A 15,103-nucleotide genomic window follows, 5' to 3' on the forward strand; every position below is an offset into this window, starting at 1 on the left:
AAAATTAATCTATCAGTTTAACGTTTCTCGAGTATTACTCTCTACTGATAACTCGATAATTGGCATCGATAGCGCGTTTAACTGAGGCAAAATTTTTGCTTTATCGCCTACTACAATAATTTGCATCTTGTCGAGATTCAAATATTGCTTTGCCAACGCATCCATCGTTTCTTTATCAATATTGTTGATAATAGCAAGCTGCTCTGCACGATAACCTTTATCAAGACCATAGCTAAGCAACTGTCGTAGGAAGCGCGCTTTACTGGTAGGTGTTTCAAATTCAAGTGCATCGCTTAACGTAAAGGCATTGCGCATGAACGCAATTTCTTCCTCGGTTACACCTTCAGTGCGGTAGCGATTAATCTCTTTTAAAATTTCAGCGATACCTTCACCTGTGTTAGCAGCAGTGAGGTCGGTACTTGCTTCAAACCAGCCAAGGGTTTTGCCACCAACGAAACCACTATTTGCTCCATAGGTGAAGCCTTTATCTTCTCGAAGATTAAGATTTATGCGGCTGTTAAATGCTCCCCCTAATGGGAAGTTCATAAGGCGAGACTTAAAGTGATCGCCTGTCGCATCAAAAGGTAAGCTTCTATCAACAATAAATACTACCGACTGAACCGCTTCTGGGCTATCTACTAGGAAGATTTGGTTTTCTTCGTACTTGGGAAAGTCGCTGTAATCAGCAAATTCATAGGTATTCCCCTTCCACTGACCAATAAAGTCTAGTGTATTTACCATGTCTTTTTTCGGTAAGTTACCAACAACGACGATACTCGCTTTATCTGGCGAATAGTAATTGGCATAAAACGTTTTAACATCTTCCAACGTGATATTCTGCACAGTTTGCAGCGTGCCTTCATCCGGCAGGCTCACGCGGTTCTCTTCACCAAACAAAACGAGGTCACGCGCGCGGCGGGCTAAGCTAGACGGCGTTTTCGCTTGCTGCTGTAAGCCTTGTACAACACGCTCTTTCATGCGGTCGAAATCTTCTTGAGTGAACGCAGGGTTGAACAGCTTTTCTTTTAACAGCGCTAGGGTTTCATCTAAATGCTTGGTTAAAGTAGACACGTAAACTTGTGAGTATCTACCTGCAGTACTAAATCGGATAGCGCTACCCAGTTTTGCAAGTTCGCTGGCTAATTCTTCGTTGCTGTAATGCTTTGTAGTCTCATTCATAAGTAACGCGGTTAAGTAGGCCGTACCCGCTTTACCCTCAGGGTCTAGCAACATGCCTCCATCCATACCTAATGTAAGCGTTACCGTTGGCGTTTCGGTGCTGGTTACGCCAAGTATTTCAATGCCGTTGGCAAGTTCAGATTCCCAATAATCAGGAACTTCCACAACCGGTGCCTCACCGGCTTTCGGCATTACGCTTCTATCAAAGCTAGGGGCGGTATTGGTAGATAGAGCACTGGTAACGGCTTCATTTTCAGACACTTCTACCGTATCGATTTCAATATTTCTCACCGGACGTTCAAAGGTCTGCTCAGCCGCAGCGAGCTGAACCTGCCCTTTTGGCACCACGCTTAATACAACGCTATTGGCGTCTTTGATATATTTATTGTAAACACGCATAACGTCTTCAGCAGTTACGGCGTTATAGCGCGCAATATCTTCGGCAATCAAATCTGGCGTTTGGTAAAAGGTTTCGTTAGCGGCGAGGGCTGACACTTTGCCAGATACACTTTGTAAGCCAAATACCGTACGTGCTTCAATTTGTCCTTTTGTACGCGCTAAATCATCTGCCGTTACACCGCGTGTCTCAAACTCTTTTAGGGTTTCATTCAGTACGTTCTGGAGAGTAGAAAGTGAGGTGATTTTTGCAGGGTTAGCTAAAGCGAGTAGCTGGAATTCACAGGCAAGTTCGCGGCAAGGGTGAGACACCACGGCTTGCACCGCCATGCCTTCTTTCACTAGGTTTTTGTAAAACAGTGAGGTTTTTCCACCGCCTAAAATATCGGCCAGCACGTCCAGTGGCGCTTCGTCTTCATGGCGACCATACACTGTAGGATAAGTTATTTGCAGAAGCGGAAGATGAACTTTATCTTCTAACGTTACATAACGGGTTTCGTCTAACGTTACAGGCTGAGGCTCGGGCTCTTCTACTTTCGGTCCTCTTGGGATTTCCCCAAAGTATTTATTCACCCACGCTTTGGTTTTGGCTACGTCGATATCGCCACCAATGGTTAGGACCGCATTGTTCGGGCCATACCAGCGCTTAAAAAAGGCTTTTAGGTCATTGACGTCAACGCGGTCTAAATCTTCTACATAGCCGATCGTCATCCACGAGTATGGATGCCCTTCTGGGTATAGCGCTTCACCGTTCAACTCGAAACGCAATCCATAGGGCTGATTGTCCACACGTTGGGCGCGCTCGTTTTTAACGGTTTCTCTTTGGTTTTCAAACTTAGTTTGGTCTACGGCTTCTAACAGGTAGCCCATTCTGTCAGATTCTAGCCAAAGGACTTTTTCTAATTGGTTGGCAGGCACTGTTTCAAAATAGTTAGTGCGATCGGTATTGGTGGTGCCGTTTAAATTACCGCCCGATTCTGTAATAACCTTAAAATGCTGCTCATCGGCAACATGCTTTGAGCCTTGAAACATCATGTGTTCAAAAAAGTGAGCAAATCCCGATTTGCCTACGTCTTCTCGCGCAGAGCCAACGTGATAGGTAACATCGACGTGAACCAGCGGATCAGAATGGTCTTCGTGCAGAATGACCGTGAGCCCGTTATCTAATGTGTATTTTTCGTAAGGGATCGACACGGTGTTTGACGCGCCAGCTACAGTGTCTAGTTGACTATTTGTTTTCTCTTCCTGTACGTGCTGACACGCTGTTACTGCAATGACGCTTATGGTCATAAAGAGGGTACGTAGGGTCAGTTTTCCTGACATGATGATTCCTTTTAAATTACTACATTCTTTCACTCGACTTCACTCTGACTATACTTTGCCGTAATTCATCACCACAGCCGACGATTAAGTATGAAATTGCGACTAAAAAGCGCGAGCGAACACCGAAGATTACCAGACTTTTTAGCGCTTTACTTGCTTCGACTTTGCTATGATTGTATTAATTTGTGTATTTCTGAAATACACTTACACTTCATAGTCTTTGGTAAAGAAGCTGTTAGCCAGTTGAATCCGTTAAGTGGTACGAATGAACTGACAAATAGTTTCTGCCTGGATAAGAAATTTCCCATTAGAAGTTGCGAAATAAAAGGATAGATGTATGGAACAGTCAACAACAGTGCTCGATATCGACTTCGGAATGTCACAGTTAAGTGGTAATAAAAAACTGTTGTTCACCCTTCTTGGTAAATTTACGGATGAATACCGTTCTCTTGATGCTGACTTACAAGCGCATGTTGCTAAAGGTGACTTTAATGAAGCCTATTCTCTTGTTCACACTCTGAAAGGGGTGACAGGAAACCTTGGGCTTTTTGCATTGCATAATGCGAGTAAACCGATTGAAAGCGGTTTTAGAAATGATAAACGCGTGGCTGAAGAATACCCTGCGTTTGTCGCAGTACTTAATGAAACCATTGCGACAGTAGACACACTGATTAACGAGCCAGAAGCTACCACACCTGCACCAGCGAACGGCGCGGCAGCTGAGCAGGCTCGCAAACAGCTATTGTCGGCGCTAAAAGCGAGCGAATTTATTGCGCAGGACAAGCTAGATGAATGGTTAGATGCTCTTGCGTTACCTCAAGACAAACGGGCGGCAATTATTGATGCAGTCGACGAGCTTGATTATGAAGAAGCCATTTCAGAGTTAGAAAATAGCTAGTGCAGCCGATCCCTATTCTTTTTGAAAACGCTGACCTCGTCATCGTTAATAAGCCAATTGGCATTGCTATGCACGATGCCACTAATGAGGCTGACGTTGATGACAGTGCTGCCGAAAACGGTAAATCAGAAAAAGTAGAAGGCATTGTTACCCGGTTAAAAAAGCAGTTGAGTTTGACAGAACTGCATCTTTGCCACCGTCTAGATACGGGCACGTCGGGTTGTTTGTGCCTTGCTAAAAATGCAGCTGTAGCCAGTGAAATTGGCGAGTTATTCTCATCAAGACGCGTCAGCAAATATTACTTGGCCCTTAGTAATCACAAGCCGAAAAAGAAACAAGGCACGTTAATGGGCGATATGAAAAATCGTCGAGGCGGTCAGCGGATTTTGCTTAAAACTTTAGAAAATCCGGCTATTACTCAGTTTTTCAGTAACGCGGCTAAGCCCGGTACCCGAGGGTTTATCGTTAAGCCTCATTCGGGAAAAACCCATCAAATTCGTGTTGCGCTTAAAAGCATTGGTGCACCTATTTTGGGTGATACACTTTATGGTGGTGAGGCATCAGACAGGATGTATCTTCATGCATGGCATTTACAGCTTCCTTTATTTTCTGGTGAATTAGCGGTTACTGCACCTTTCGATAAAGGTGAAGTCATAAACGAAGACGACGTGCAGGCTTGGTACAACGGACTTAACGCACCAGAGACTTATCCATGGCCTTCCCTGCCTGCACGCTATATGCCGGCGCAATAAGGAAAAGTGCGATAGGCCAGATAAGTGTCGATGACCATAATAAAATAGAACGACATTGAGTGTTTAATAGATGCTAATGGGTAAACTACACATAGTCGGCGGCGGTGCCATAGGAAGCCTAGTTGCTGCGAGCGCCCAGAAAAACGGCGTGCCGTATGACTGCTACCCCAGAGATATAAGAACCATGCCGTCTTGCGCACATTGGCAAAACGGCCAAACCACTGCGCTAAAACCAGCCAAACCCTCACCTATTGTGTTACCTAAAAGTGATGTGCTGATATTCCCCTTAAAAGTATATCAACTTAAAGCAGCCCTATTGCAGTGGCTTCCCTATCTCACGCAACAACCTACCGTAGTGCTGCTGCACAACGGTATGGGCGGGCTTGAGGTCGCAAGAGATTTACTTGGCGGCGATTATCCTTTGCTTCTCGCTACAACCAGTCATGGCGCGTTAAAGGTAAGCACATCAAGTGGTTTTCATGTTAAGTATACTGGCGTTGGCGCAACGCAAATTGGCGCGCCAAATGTAAATAAACCATCACCTCAAACTTTGACCGACCTTTCACAAATAGTGCCACAGCTAGCCAGCGCAATTGCCACGTTAGATAAGGCTCTTCCTCCGGTGCAATACCAAAGTAATATTCTAAAAGCACTGTGGACGAAGCTTTCCGTTAATGCCGTAATTAACCCACTAACGGCGCTTCACAATATTCAAAATAAGCACATTGGTAACACTGAATTTGAACAAAGCCGCATCGCAATTTGCAATGAGTTTACTCTGGTAGCGAATGCTTACGGGCTAGATTTTGATGCACTGTCAGTTCATGAAAATGTACTGTCTGTCGCCAAGGCGACCGGAGAAAACTACTCAAGTATGCATCAGGACGTGGCCCACGGTAGGCAAACAGAAATAGACGCCATCAACGGTTACATTGTAGATATGGCAACAAAAAAGGGTATTCCCGTTCCCGAGAATACCCTTTTAGTAGAGCGTCTTAAGGCGCTGAAGCTTTAACAACGCCGAACACCTAAATCACGCTATTTAAGGATTAAGATTATTCTTGTTCACCCGCTTCTTGCGCGTCTTTTGGCGCCTGAGGCTTCATGTGTGGGAACAAGATAACATCTTTAATGGTAGAGCTATCAGTAAATAGCATAGCTAGACGGTCAATACCGATACCTTCACCCGCCGTTGGCGGCAAGCCATATTCAAGGGCGCGGATGTAGTCATCGTCAAAGTGCATGGCTTCATCGTCGCCAGCGTCTTTCTCTTCAACCTGCTTCGCAAAACGTTCCGCCTGATCTTCTGGGTCATTAAGCTCGCTAAAGCCGTTCGCTAACTCACGTCCACCTACGAAGAACTCGAAACGGTCGGTAATGAATGGGTTGTTGTCGTTACGGCGCGCAAGCGGCGATACTTCCCACGGATATTCTGTAATAAACGTAGGTTGGATAAGCTTCTCTTCTGCTGTTGCTTCGAAGATTTCGCAAAGGTACTTACCCGCACCCCAAATGCCATCAACTTCAGGCTCTTTAATGTGAAGCTGTTTTGCCATTGCTTTAAGCGCGTCAAGGTTCGCCTCTGGGTCGCGAATAGCTTCTTCGTTAGCTTCTGGCCAGTACTTAAGAATAGCTTCGCCCATGCTTAAGCGGTCAAACGGCTTACCAAAATCGTATTCAACTTCAGACGTTACGTTACCTTCAGCGTCTTTAGTTGTGTTTTTGATAATGCTTGTACCAAGAATATCTTCTGCCAGCGTGCGCAGCATATCTTCGGTAAGGTTCATCAGGTCATTGTAGTCTGCATACGCTTGGTAGAACTCAAGCATAGTAAACTCTGGGTTGTGACGAGTTGATAAGCCTTCGTTACGGAAGTTACGGTTAATTTCGAACACACGCTCAAAACCACCAACCACTAGGCGCTTAAGGTAAAGCTCTGGTGCAATACGTAGGTACATATCAATATCTAGCGCATTGTGGTGAGTCACGAACGGCTTCGCTGTCGCGCCACCAGGAATAACCTGTAGCATTGGCGTTTCTACTTCAAGGTAGTCACGTTCGGTAAGGTAATTGCGAATACCGTTTACAATCTTGCTACGGATCATGAACGTCTTGCGCGTTTGTTCACTTGTGATCAAATCAACATAGCGCTGGCGATATTTCGTTTCCTGGTCACTCAAACCGTGGAATTTTTCTGGCAATGGACGAAGTGCTTTGGTTAGCAACTCGTATTGCTCCATGTTCACGTAAAGGTCGCCTTTACCTGACTTATGCAGGTCACCCGCCACGCCAATAATGTCACCAATATCTAGTGCACCATATTTTGCTTTAAGGGCTTTTTGCGTGTCTTTATCTGCATATGCCTGAATACGGCCAGTCATATCTTGAAGCAGCATGAAAGGGCCACGCTTTGCCATAATACGGCCAGCGATGCTTACTTTGTTACCCTGCTCTTGTAGCGTTTCTTTGTCGAATTCACCGAACTTAGCTTGAAGCTCATCCGCATAGTTTTCGCGACGGAAGCTGTTTGGGAAACCGTTTGCACGGCACTGCTCGCGAATAGCGCTTAGCTTAGCACGGCGCTCTGCAATCAATTTGTTATCGTCTGTTTGTTGGTCAGTCATAACCTTTCACTTCGTTGTTCGGTTTACAGCCCAGATTTCAGGCTGGCTTCAATAAATTTGTCCAAGTCGCCATCCAGCACGGCTTGAGTGTTGCGTGTTTCCACGCCAGTACGCAAATCTTTAATGCGAGAGTCATCCAAAACGTAAGAGCGTATTTGGCTTCCCCAGCCGATATCAGACTTGCTGTCTTCCATCGCTTGTTTTTCGGCGTTTTGTTTTTGCAGTTCAAACTCATAAAGTTTGGCTTTTAACTGCTTCATCGCCTGATCTTTGTTTTTGTGCTGCGAGCGGTCGTTCTGACACTGCACCACAATGCCCGTAGGTTCATGGGTAATACGTACCGCAGAGTCTGTTCTGTTTACGTGCTGACCACCCGCGCCCGATGCGCGATAGGTGTCTATACGTAAATCAGACGGGTTGATTTCTATATCGATGTCGTCATCAATTTCAGGATATACAAACGCAGATGAAAACGACGTATGACGGCGGTTGCCCGAGTCAAACGGCGATTTACGTACTAAGCGGTGCACGCCTGTTTCTGTGCGCAGCCAGCCAAACGCATATTCGCCCTGAACGCGCAGCGTAGCACTTTTAATGCCCGCGACTTCGCCTTCCGACACTTCAATAAGTTCCGTTTTAAAACCATGCGCTTCGCCCCAACGCAAATACATGCGTAGCAGCATATTGGCCCAATCTTGCGCTTCTGTACCACCAGAGCCCGACTGAATATCAATATAGCAGTCGTTTTCGTCGTTAGGGCCAGAAAACATGCGACGAAACTCAAGCACTTCTAGTTGCTCAATTAAGCCATCAAGTTCACTTTGGGCCTCAACGAAGGTATCTTCATCTTCAGCTTCAACGGCCAATTCAACGAGACCTTCAACGTCTTCAGTTCCCTGATCGAGCTTGTGGATCGTCTCTACGATTTGCTCCAGGGCCACTTTTTCTTTGCCAAGGGCCTGCGCTCTGTCTGGCTCGTTCCAAACGTCAGGACTTTCTAACTCTCGGCTAACTTCTTCTAAACGCTCTGACTTTGCATCAAAGTCAAAGATACCCCCTAAGCGCTTCAGTGCGCTCGCGGATATCTTTTATCGCATTCATAACGGGGTTTATTTCAAACATAGTCCGCTTATTTCGTTAAAAATTTAAGACCGCGGATAGTACCGAATTTGAAGGAATTTTGATAGGGGTTGGCGCAAATATTGCGACACTGAGTTTGTGCAAATTTTCGTATGGATTTTAAGCGCCTTCGTTGAAGCGAGTATTTTTGCCGTTCAATGGCGCGCACCGACTATTGGGTAGGCTGTCTTAGCCCATACGAATAGAGTAAATGTTTAAAAAGGCAGCCTTCAGCTGCACTAATTTGGAGCATTATTGCTTATTGTCACATGCGTTTAGTGTGCGAATTGTTTGGTAAACCTTTTAGGAAAAGTATGTCGTTCAATAATTTATCTTATGCCGTTATCGGCGTACTTCTCGGTCTTTTTGTATTGGCCTTGGGCCAACTCGTCGATTGCCAGAACCTTGCGGGGGCAACGATGGCGTTGCAGTGCCCCAACGGCACGCCCATTTCTAAATTGTGGCTTGCCACGTCAATGTTAATAGCGGGAAGCGGAATTTTCACTTGGCTATATCGCAATCGTAAATATTAACCGTAAAGTGTAGAAATGACTCGGTGAGAATCAACGGTGTTAACACAAATGTGTATAACTGATCCGTAATGAGTCTAACTGCTGACTGACGAAAGTAAGAATTAGAACGAACAACATGTTTTAAGTGCTGTTCGTTCTGGTAAAAAAGAGCCATGCTTATTTTTAATGGATTGCCCCTTTTTCCTGAGCAAAGTGTTTTTTACACACCCGCTGGAATTTCAGGCTATTTAGCAAAAGAATAATCAGTGTAGCCCTTCTCACCACCGCCAAATAACGTATCGGGGTTGTGCTCATTCAGCGGTACATTATTCGCTAGTCTGTAGGGTAAATCTGGGTTCGCCACGAAAGGTCGACCAAAACCAATCATATCTGCCCATCCCTCAGTTAACGCTTTTTCGGCACGCTCTGTGTCGTACTTTCCTGCATAAATGAGCAGGCCGCTAAAGGCTTCACGAATTGCCTGTTTAAATGATATTGGCATTTGCGGCGCATCATCCCAGTCGGCTTCCGCAATATGCATATAGCCAATTTTGAAACTATTAAGCATGGAAGCAATAGCAAGATAGGTCTCTTCGGGATTGTCGTCGACCGTCCCGTTTAATGTTGTTAGGGGCGCTAAACGTACACCTACTTTATCAGCGCCAATTTCCTCAGACACAGCCTGCACCACTTCTTTCAAGAATCGAATACGGTTCTGTACACTTCCGCCGTATTCATCAGCTCTTGCATTACTCTGAGAATCAATAAACTGGTTAAGCAAGTAACCATTAGCCGAATGCAACTCAATGCCATCAAACCCAGCATCTACTGCATTACGCGCCGCAACGCGATACTCTTCTACCACGGCTTTTATATCTTCAATGCTCATTTCGCGTGGCATGACCGACTCAACAAAGCCAGGGTTGCCGCCTTCATCAACAAATACTTTTACCCCTTTTGCTTGGACCGCCGATGCGCTAATTGGCTGCTGCCCTTCTGTATTTGAAGGGTGAGATACGCGGCCCACGTGCCAAAGTTGCGCAAACATCACACCACCCGCTTCATGGACTTTATCAGTTACCAACTTCCAGCCTTCAATTTGCGCCTTGGTATAAATACCTGGTGTCCACGCATACCCCTTACCGAGTGCCGAAATTTGTGTGCCTTCACTCACAATAAGCCCTGCACTTGCGCGCTGAGCGTAATATTCAGCCATTAATGCGTTGGGCACATCTCCCGGCTGTGTTGAGCGGGAGCGAGTCATTGGCGGCATAACAATTCGATTGTTAAGCGTTTTTCCAGCCAGCGATAGGGTTTCAAATAGTTTCATAATACAGTCCTTTAAACTTTACTCTTAAAATTTACACGTGTAGATAACGGTAAATATAAGGCCCTAAAGCTGGGTTAGAACCCGTACTTTTAACAAAGCACTTTTGCATTTTTCACAAAAGTACCGGTGTATTTCGGCGACGTTATCCCAAATTTCATGCATCTCCTCTTGACGCAGAGAAAATTAAGCTTACACTTGTGCGCTGAATTAGCGTACAAGTGTAAGCTAAAATATTTTCATCCTTTTTGTATTTAAGATATTCCGACGAAATACAGGTGTGATTTCTACATTGAGACTATTACTAGATAAATTCACTGATCGCATTTTTCACCATGCCTCTTGGAAGGGCTACTGGGAAGTGCTGATGCAGCAAGTTAAACCCGCGTGGCGCGATGGGTATTTCAGAGCCAAAGTTGTGGCAGTAAAAAAACTAAGCACGGATATGCTCGAGGTGTTACTTATGCCAGAGAGGTCTTGGCCAACGCATGTTGCAGGGCAGCATATCGCATTAACCATAGAAATTAATGGCAGGCTCACCACTCGCGTGTTTACCATAGCGAGTGGTGCTAACACCCGACAAAAAGAAAAGCAGATTCGTCTTGTAACCAAGGTTAAAGCTCAGGGCGCATTAACACCTTATCTTCACTCTTGTGTGCCTAGTCAATGGGTAAACATCTCAGCCCCTATGGGGGAATTTATCTGGCCGAAGGTTGAAAAGCCCCTACTTATGATAGCGGGCGGCTCGGGTATAACTCCTTTCATTGCCATGCTTGACGATGCCGTCAACAACGCGCAGCTAAACCATACACCGGTACACTTACTTTATTTTGCTAAGCCGGACGAGCATGTATTACTCAATGAATTATCAGCGTTCAGTCAGCGCTGTGAGCACTTCACCTATGATATTTTGAGCAAGCAAAAAGACGGAGACGTAGAAGCGCATCTGTGTAACTTTGCCAATGCACACTGGTTAGTGTGTGGTCCATATGCCATGTTCGAGCAAGTTGAAAGTTATGCAAAAACAATCAATGCGCCTCTTTCGAGCGAGCACTTCGCTGCGCTTCCTGTCGTAAGCAGTTCTAGTCTTAGCCAAAGTGAAACCTTTTCCCTGGTACACAACGGCCAATCTTTAACTGTCGACAATCAGCAAACCCTACTTATACAACTTCAGCAAGCAGAACAACCAGTGACTTATGGCTGTGGCATGGGAATTTGTCATCAATGCCAATGTGTTAAGAAACGGGGCGTAGTGAGAGATACCCGCACGGGTGAGCTTTCAGATAGCGCAGAGCAACTTATTCAGCTGTGTGTATCACAAGCCGTTACTGATTTGGAGATTCAACTATGAACACCAGCGTTGCAATAGACAACCAACACCGTGAAGAAGCCATCGAACAAGCGCATTCTCCGATAAGTGAAACCAAAGCTATTCGGTCAACGAGCACTAAAGAGAAACCGAACTACGAGTTACTTGCCGCTCAGCTTGATGAAATTAAAGCTGACATTAAACGAAAAGTGGGCGCTGAAGATGCGGCCTATATCCGACGTATTATTCTTGTTCAGCGAATTTGCGAGTGGAGCGGACGGATACTTTTAATGTTGGGGTTCATTCAACCGCTGCTCTGGGTTGCCGGCGTATTGAGTTTAGCTACAGCAAAAATTCTCGATAATATGGAAATAGGCCACAACGTAATGCACGGCCAGTACGATTGGATGAACGACAAACACATTAATTCGAAAGGCTATGAGTGGGATATTGCCTGCGATGGTGCGAGCTGGAATCGCGTTCACAATTATGAGCATCACACGTATACCAATATTATTGGAAAAGACAGAGACTTTGGCTACGGCTTGCTTCGCCTGTCTAACGATTTTAGATGGCGTGTAAAAAACCTATGGCAGTTTGCGACTTACATCGTACTTAGTGTTTTATTTCAGTGGGGTGTGTCGTATCACGAAATGGCCGCTGAGCGGGTCTTTTTTGGAAAAAAGAAGGACAACCGTAAGAATCAGGTTACCCATAATGAACTTAAGAAACGCTTTTTTAGTAAAGGCGCACGTCAGTTAGTAAAAGATTATGCACTATTTCCTTTATTAGCTGGGCCGTTATTTTTATGGGTATTTACCGGCAACCTTATCGCCAATTTACTACGCAATTTATGGACATCTACTATTATCTTTTGCGGTCATTTCACTGGCGACGTGGAAACGTTTAAACAAGAAGATTGTGTTAATGAAACCCGAGGGCAATGGTACTACCGACAAGCGCTGGGCTCGTCGAACATAAAGGGCGGAAACCTGTTTCACGTGCTTACTGGGCATTTAAGCTTTCAAATTGAGCACCACCTGTTTCCAGATATCCCAGCCAGACGCTACCGAGAGATGGCGCCCAAGGTAAAAGCCGTATTCGAAGAACACGGCATGTACTACAACACTGGCGGCTTTTTAAAACAATACGCCAGCGTGTTAAAACGCATTATTCGCTACTCTTTCCCTTAACCATTTGAAACCCTAACCAGCCGGCCATGGCGCTTGCGCTGGTTAGGCACGTGCCCCACGCCCAGTCAATCAACATAATAAACAAAGTAAAACCTTCAATAATGCTGTACGCCGTTAAATTGTAGGCGCCATAACTGGCCAACCCTAGAAGCGCGCCATCGATCCCTGCATAAAGTAACGACTTATCTCTGTTCGCCACCACAGCAAGTACAAACACCACACATCCATACATGAGGTAAAAAACCACCCAAGGCCACGTGATAAATTGACTTCTAAGCAGAGGAGCCATTTCACTTTGATACCAGCCATCCGCAATAACGCCAAGCCACAAGAAGTCGAGCACACCAAAACACACAAAGATTGCAATTAACGACACGACGATGTTTTTCGCAAAGCGAATGATGTTGGAAAGCATGGAACCTATCCCTGTAAATAAGCAAATTGCGGATGCAAGTGATTTAAAATATGAATACGCAAGTGTTGCACAATAAGCGCATCACTTGAATGATAATTCAAGGTAATGCGCATGGGATGGTAATTTACTTAGCTTTTAAATACTCAGCTTTTCATTTTCGCAGCAAGTGTTGCACGCAGAGTTGCAGTTGGACGACCAAGTAGTGATGATAAGGTGCCGCTGTTATCTTGAAGCCACCCCGAGGCGGCGTAATGCTCTGAATCTGCTAATGCTGCTGCCATACCTTCAGGCAGCCCAGCTTTAATGAGTGCTTCTCTATAAGCGCTCTCATCCATGTCTAAAAAACCAATATCTTCGCCGGTAATTTCAGATAGGGTGGAAGCATACTCCATTAGCGTAAAGCCCGTGTCGCCAGCAAGCTCATAAATTTTGCCTGTTTGATTTTGCGATGATAGGAGAACGGCCACTGCGGCGTCTGCATAATCTTGTCGGCTAGCGGTAGACAAAACTCCCTGCTTTGCAGCGCCTGCCACCGCTCCCATCTGCAGTACGCTGTCTACATTATCGGTGTAATTTTCCGTGTACCACCCATTTCGAAGAAACACGAAAGGCGCTGACACATTTTTAAAGTAAGCCTCGGTTTGTTTATGTTCTTGCGCTAACAGCAAAGGAGACGTATCTGCTTTCAACAAACTGGTATAAGCAATGAGGCTAACGTTTTGTGCCATAGCTGCATCTATTACCGCTTTGTGCTGCTCAAAGCGTTTCCCAAACTCTGTACCTGATATTAGCAACAACTTCTCAACACCCTCAAAAGCTGACTTAAGCGTTTCCGGGTTATTGTAGTCGGCCTGCCGTACTACTACTCCCAACTGCTTTAATGCGTGTGCGTTATCAGGGTTGCGCACTAGTGCAACAATAGTGTTTGCCTTCTCTGTATTAAGCAGTGTTTGAATAACTTTTTGACCTAATTGTCCGTTAGAGCCGGTTACTGCAATCATAATCTATCCTCTATCAATTAAATGAGTACTGGTTGAACACAGAGGTGATTATGTGCGTGAAACACTGTTATGATAAGTAGACACATACAGAACGAATTGTTACGAATATGAGTACAATTAACTATTCACATCTTAAGGCACTCGCCATATTTGCCAGCGTAGTAGAATGTGGAAGCTTTGCGGAAGCTGCCCGCCGTTTAGGCACCAGTCGATCTAGAGTTAGCGAGCAAGTGGCAGGTTTAGAAGCATCTCTTGACGTGCGATTACTGCAAAGAACTACTCGACAGCTCATGCTTACTGACGAGGGAAATGCTGTATTTTCCCATGCGAAAAAGTGCCACGAGATTTTGCATGGTATTGATGAAGAGCTGCGTCAACCGGCGCCAAAAGGAAGAGTATCAATAACAGTCACCAACGACATTGCACACAAATTTTTATTACCGTTGCTGCCTGAGTTCAAGCGCCGCTATCCTGAAATAGATTTACACATAGTGAGCAGTGACGATAAGCTCGACCTTATCGCTCAGAATATTGATGTAGGAATTCGAATTGGTTTGCCACGAGACGACTCGCTCGTCGGTAGGGTCTTATATCAAGAACAATTCGCCTTATATGCTAGCCCTGATTATCTCAAGAAATATGGTGAACCTAAGACTATTGCAGAACTTAATAATCATACCTGGATTTTGCTATCTCAGTTAAATTCACGAATCATGCATTACCTAATGCTGGACAACACACCAATAGACGTTACACCCAAACATTACGAGCTGTGTAACTCTCCTCACCTTGTTCAAGAAATGGTCAAAGCAGGGTTGGGAATATCTACGCTGCTACCTTCAACTGTGCAAAAAGAAGTCGCATCTAACGAACTTATACGAATTTTCCCGTCACTTGGAAGTGAAACCTTGTTGTTTACCTTGGTTTATCCTTCTCGTAAGCATGTGCCAAGCCGTACCCGAGCACTTATTGACTATCTGGTTGAGACTTGTCGCTTCGGCAATGCCGCTTCTTTTTGATGTAAAATGCATAACGTAATGAGTGTTGCTTGTAAC

The 15,103-nt window shown here is 45.1% G+C and carries 13 protein-coding genes; 7 read left to right on the forward strand and 6 right to left on the reverse strand.

What is annotated here, in order from left to right:
* Positions 1 to 12: 12 nt before the first annotated feature.
* Entirely contained in the window at positions 13 to 2,898 is a 2,886-nt protein-coding gene (locus AC27KT_RS01160) for a M16 family metallopeptidase (RefSeq protein WP_487126689.1), read from the reverse strand.
* A 337-nt stretch (positions 2,899 to 3,235) separates the two neighbouring features.
* On the opposite strand from AC27KT_RS01160, the gene AC27KT_RS01165 reads away from it, so the two are divergent.
* The 3 genes from AC27KT_RS01165 (at position 3,236) to AC27KT_RS01175 (ending at position 5,563) form a co-directional block, all read left to right on the forward strand.
* Positions 3,236 to 3,796: an Hpt domain-containing protein gene (locus AC27KT_RS01165; RefSeq protein ID WP_487126691.1), complete on the forward strand. Its 561-nt coding sequence runs from the start codon at positions 3,236 to 3,238 to the stop codon at positions 3,794 to 3,796.
* A complete protein-coding gene (locus AC27KT_RS01170; protein ID WP_487126693.1) occupies positions 3,796 to 4,548 on the forward strand; it encodes a pseudouridine synthase in 753 nt (250 codons plus the stop codon). Before AC27KT_RS01165 ends, AC27KT_RS01170 begins: the two co-directional genes overlap by 1 nt.
* Before the next feature lie 76 nt (positions 4,549 to 4,624).
* Positions 4,625 to 5,563 carry a ketopantoate reductase family protein gene (locus tag AC27KT_RS01175; RefSeq protein WP_487126695.1) on the forward strand — a complete coding sequence of 313 codons (939 nt, stop codon included), beginning with the start codon at positions 4,625 to 4,627 and terminating at the stop codon, positions 5,561 to 5,563.
* Positions 5,564 to 5,603: 40 nt separating this feature from the next.
* Here the strand turns inward: AC27KT_RS01175 and lysS are convergent, their stop codons facing one another.
* Positions 5,604 to 7,172: a lysine--tRNA ligase gene (lysS, locus tag AC27KT_RS01180; RefSeq protein ID WP_014948748.1), complete on the reverse strand. Its 1,569-nt coding sequence runs from the start codon at positions 7,170 to 7,172 to the stop codon at positions 5,604 to 5,606.
* A gap of 23 nt (positions 7,173 to 7,195) precedes the next feature.
* Positions 7,196 to 8,294 (reverse strand): peptide chain release factor 2 gene (gene prfB, locus AC27KT_RS01185; RefSeq protein ID WP_136780840.1). Its coding sequence is split into 2 segments (ribosomal slippage): positions 7,196 to 8,218 and positions 8,220 to 8,294, totalling 1,098 coding nucleotides; the frame shifts between segments, so codons are not numbered across the junction.
* Positions 8,295 to 8,605: 311 nt separating this feature from the next.
* Here prfB and AC27KT_RS01190 point away from each other — a divergent pair.
* The gene (locus AC27KT_RS01190; RefSeq protein ID WP_014948746.1) at positions 8,606 to 8,824 is read left to right on the forward strand and encodes a hypothetical protein; all 219 of its coding nucleotides are present in this window, start codon (positions 8,606 to 8,608) and stop codon (positions 8,822 to 8,824) included.
* 223 nt (positions 8,825 to 9,047) lie between these two features.
* On the opposite strand, the gene AC27KT_RS01195 is transcribed toward AC27KT_RS01190, so the two are convergent.
* Positions 9,048 to 10,133, reverse strand: coding sequence for an alkene reductase (locus AC27KT_RS01195; protein WP_487126698.1), 1,086 nt, complete (start codon positions 10,131 to 10,133; stop codon positions 9,048 to 9,050).
* A 289-nt stretch (positions 10,134 to 10,422) separates the two neighbouring features.
* Between AC27KT_RS01195 and AC27KT_RS01200 the strand changes: the two genes are divergently transcribed.
* Both AC27KT_RS01200 and AC27KT_RS01205 read left to right on the forward strand, forming a co-directional pair.
* The gene (locus AC27KT_RS01200) at positions 10,423 to 11,481 is read left to right on the forward strand and encodes a flavin reductase family protein (RefSeq protein ID WP_487126700.1); all 1,059 of its coding nucleotides are present in this window, start codon (positions 10,423 to 10,425) and stop codon (positions 11,479 to 11,481) included.
* Complete coding sequence (locus AC27KT_RS01205) at positions 11,478 to 12,632, forward strand: fatty acid desaturase family protein (RefSeq protein ID WP_342340472.1); 1,155 nt, start codon at positions 11,478 to 11,480, stop codon at positions 12,630 to 12,632. Before AC27KT_RS01200 ends, AC27KT_RS01205 begins: the two co-directional genes overlap by 4 nt.
* Here AC27KT_RS01205 and AC27KT_RS01210 read toward each other — a convergent pair.
* Both AC27KT_RS01210 and AC27KT_RS01215 read right to left on the reverse strand, forming a co-directional pair.
* On the reverse strand, positions 12,610 to 13,047 hold the full coding sequence (locus AC27KT_RS01210) for a DUF2177 family protein (RefSeq protein ID WP_039226505.1): 438 nt from the start codon (positions 13,045 to 13,047) through the stop codon (positions 12,610 to 12,612). The two genes, AC27KT_RS01205 and AC27KT_RS01210, sit on opposite strands and share 23 nt — an antisense overlap.
* A gap of 143 nt (positions 13,048 to 13,190) precedes the next feature.
* A complete protein-coding gene (locus AC27KT_RS01215) occupies positions 13,191 to 14,048 on the reverse strand; it encodes an SDR family oxidoreductase (RefSeq protein WP_101563790.1) in 858 nt (285 codons plus the stop codon).
* Positions 14,049 to 14,155: 107 nt separating this feature from the next.
* Here AC27KT_RS01215 and AC27KT_RS01220 point away from each other — a divergent pair, with 107 nt between their 5' ends.
* Complete coding sequence (locus AC27KT_RS01220) at positions 14,156 to 15,067, forward strand: LysR family transcriptional regulator (RefSeq protein ID WP_342340470.1); 912 nt, start codon at positions 14,156 to 14,158, stop codon at positions 15,065 to 15,067.
* Positions 15,068 to 15,103 lie beyond the last annotated feature (36 nt).

This window comes from Alteromonas sp. 5NW40-0090, assembly GCF_057552975.1.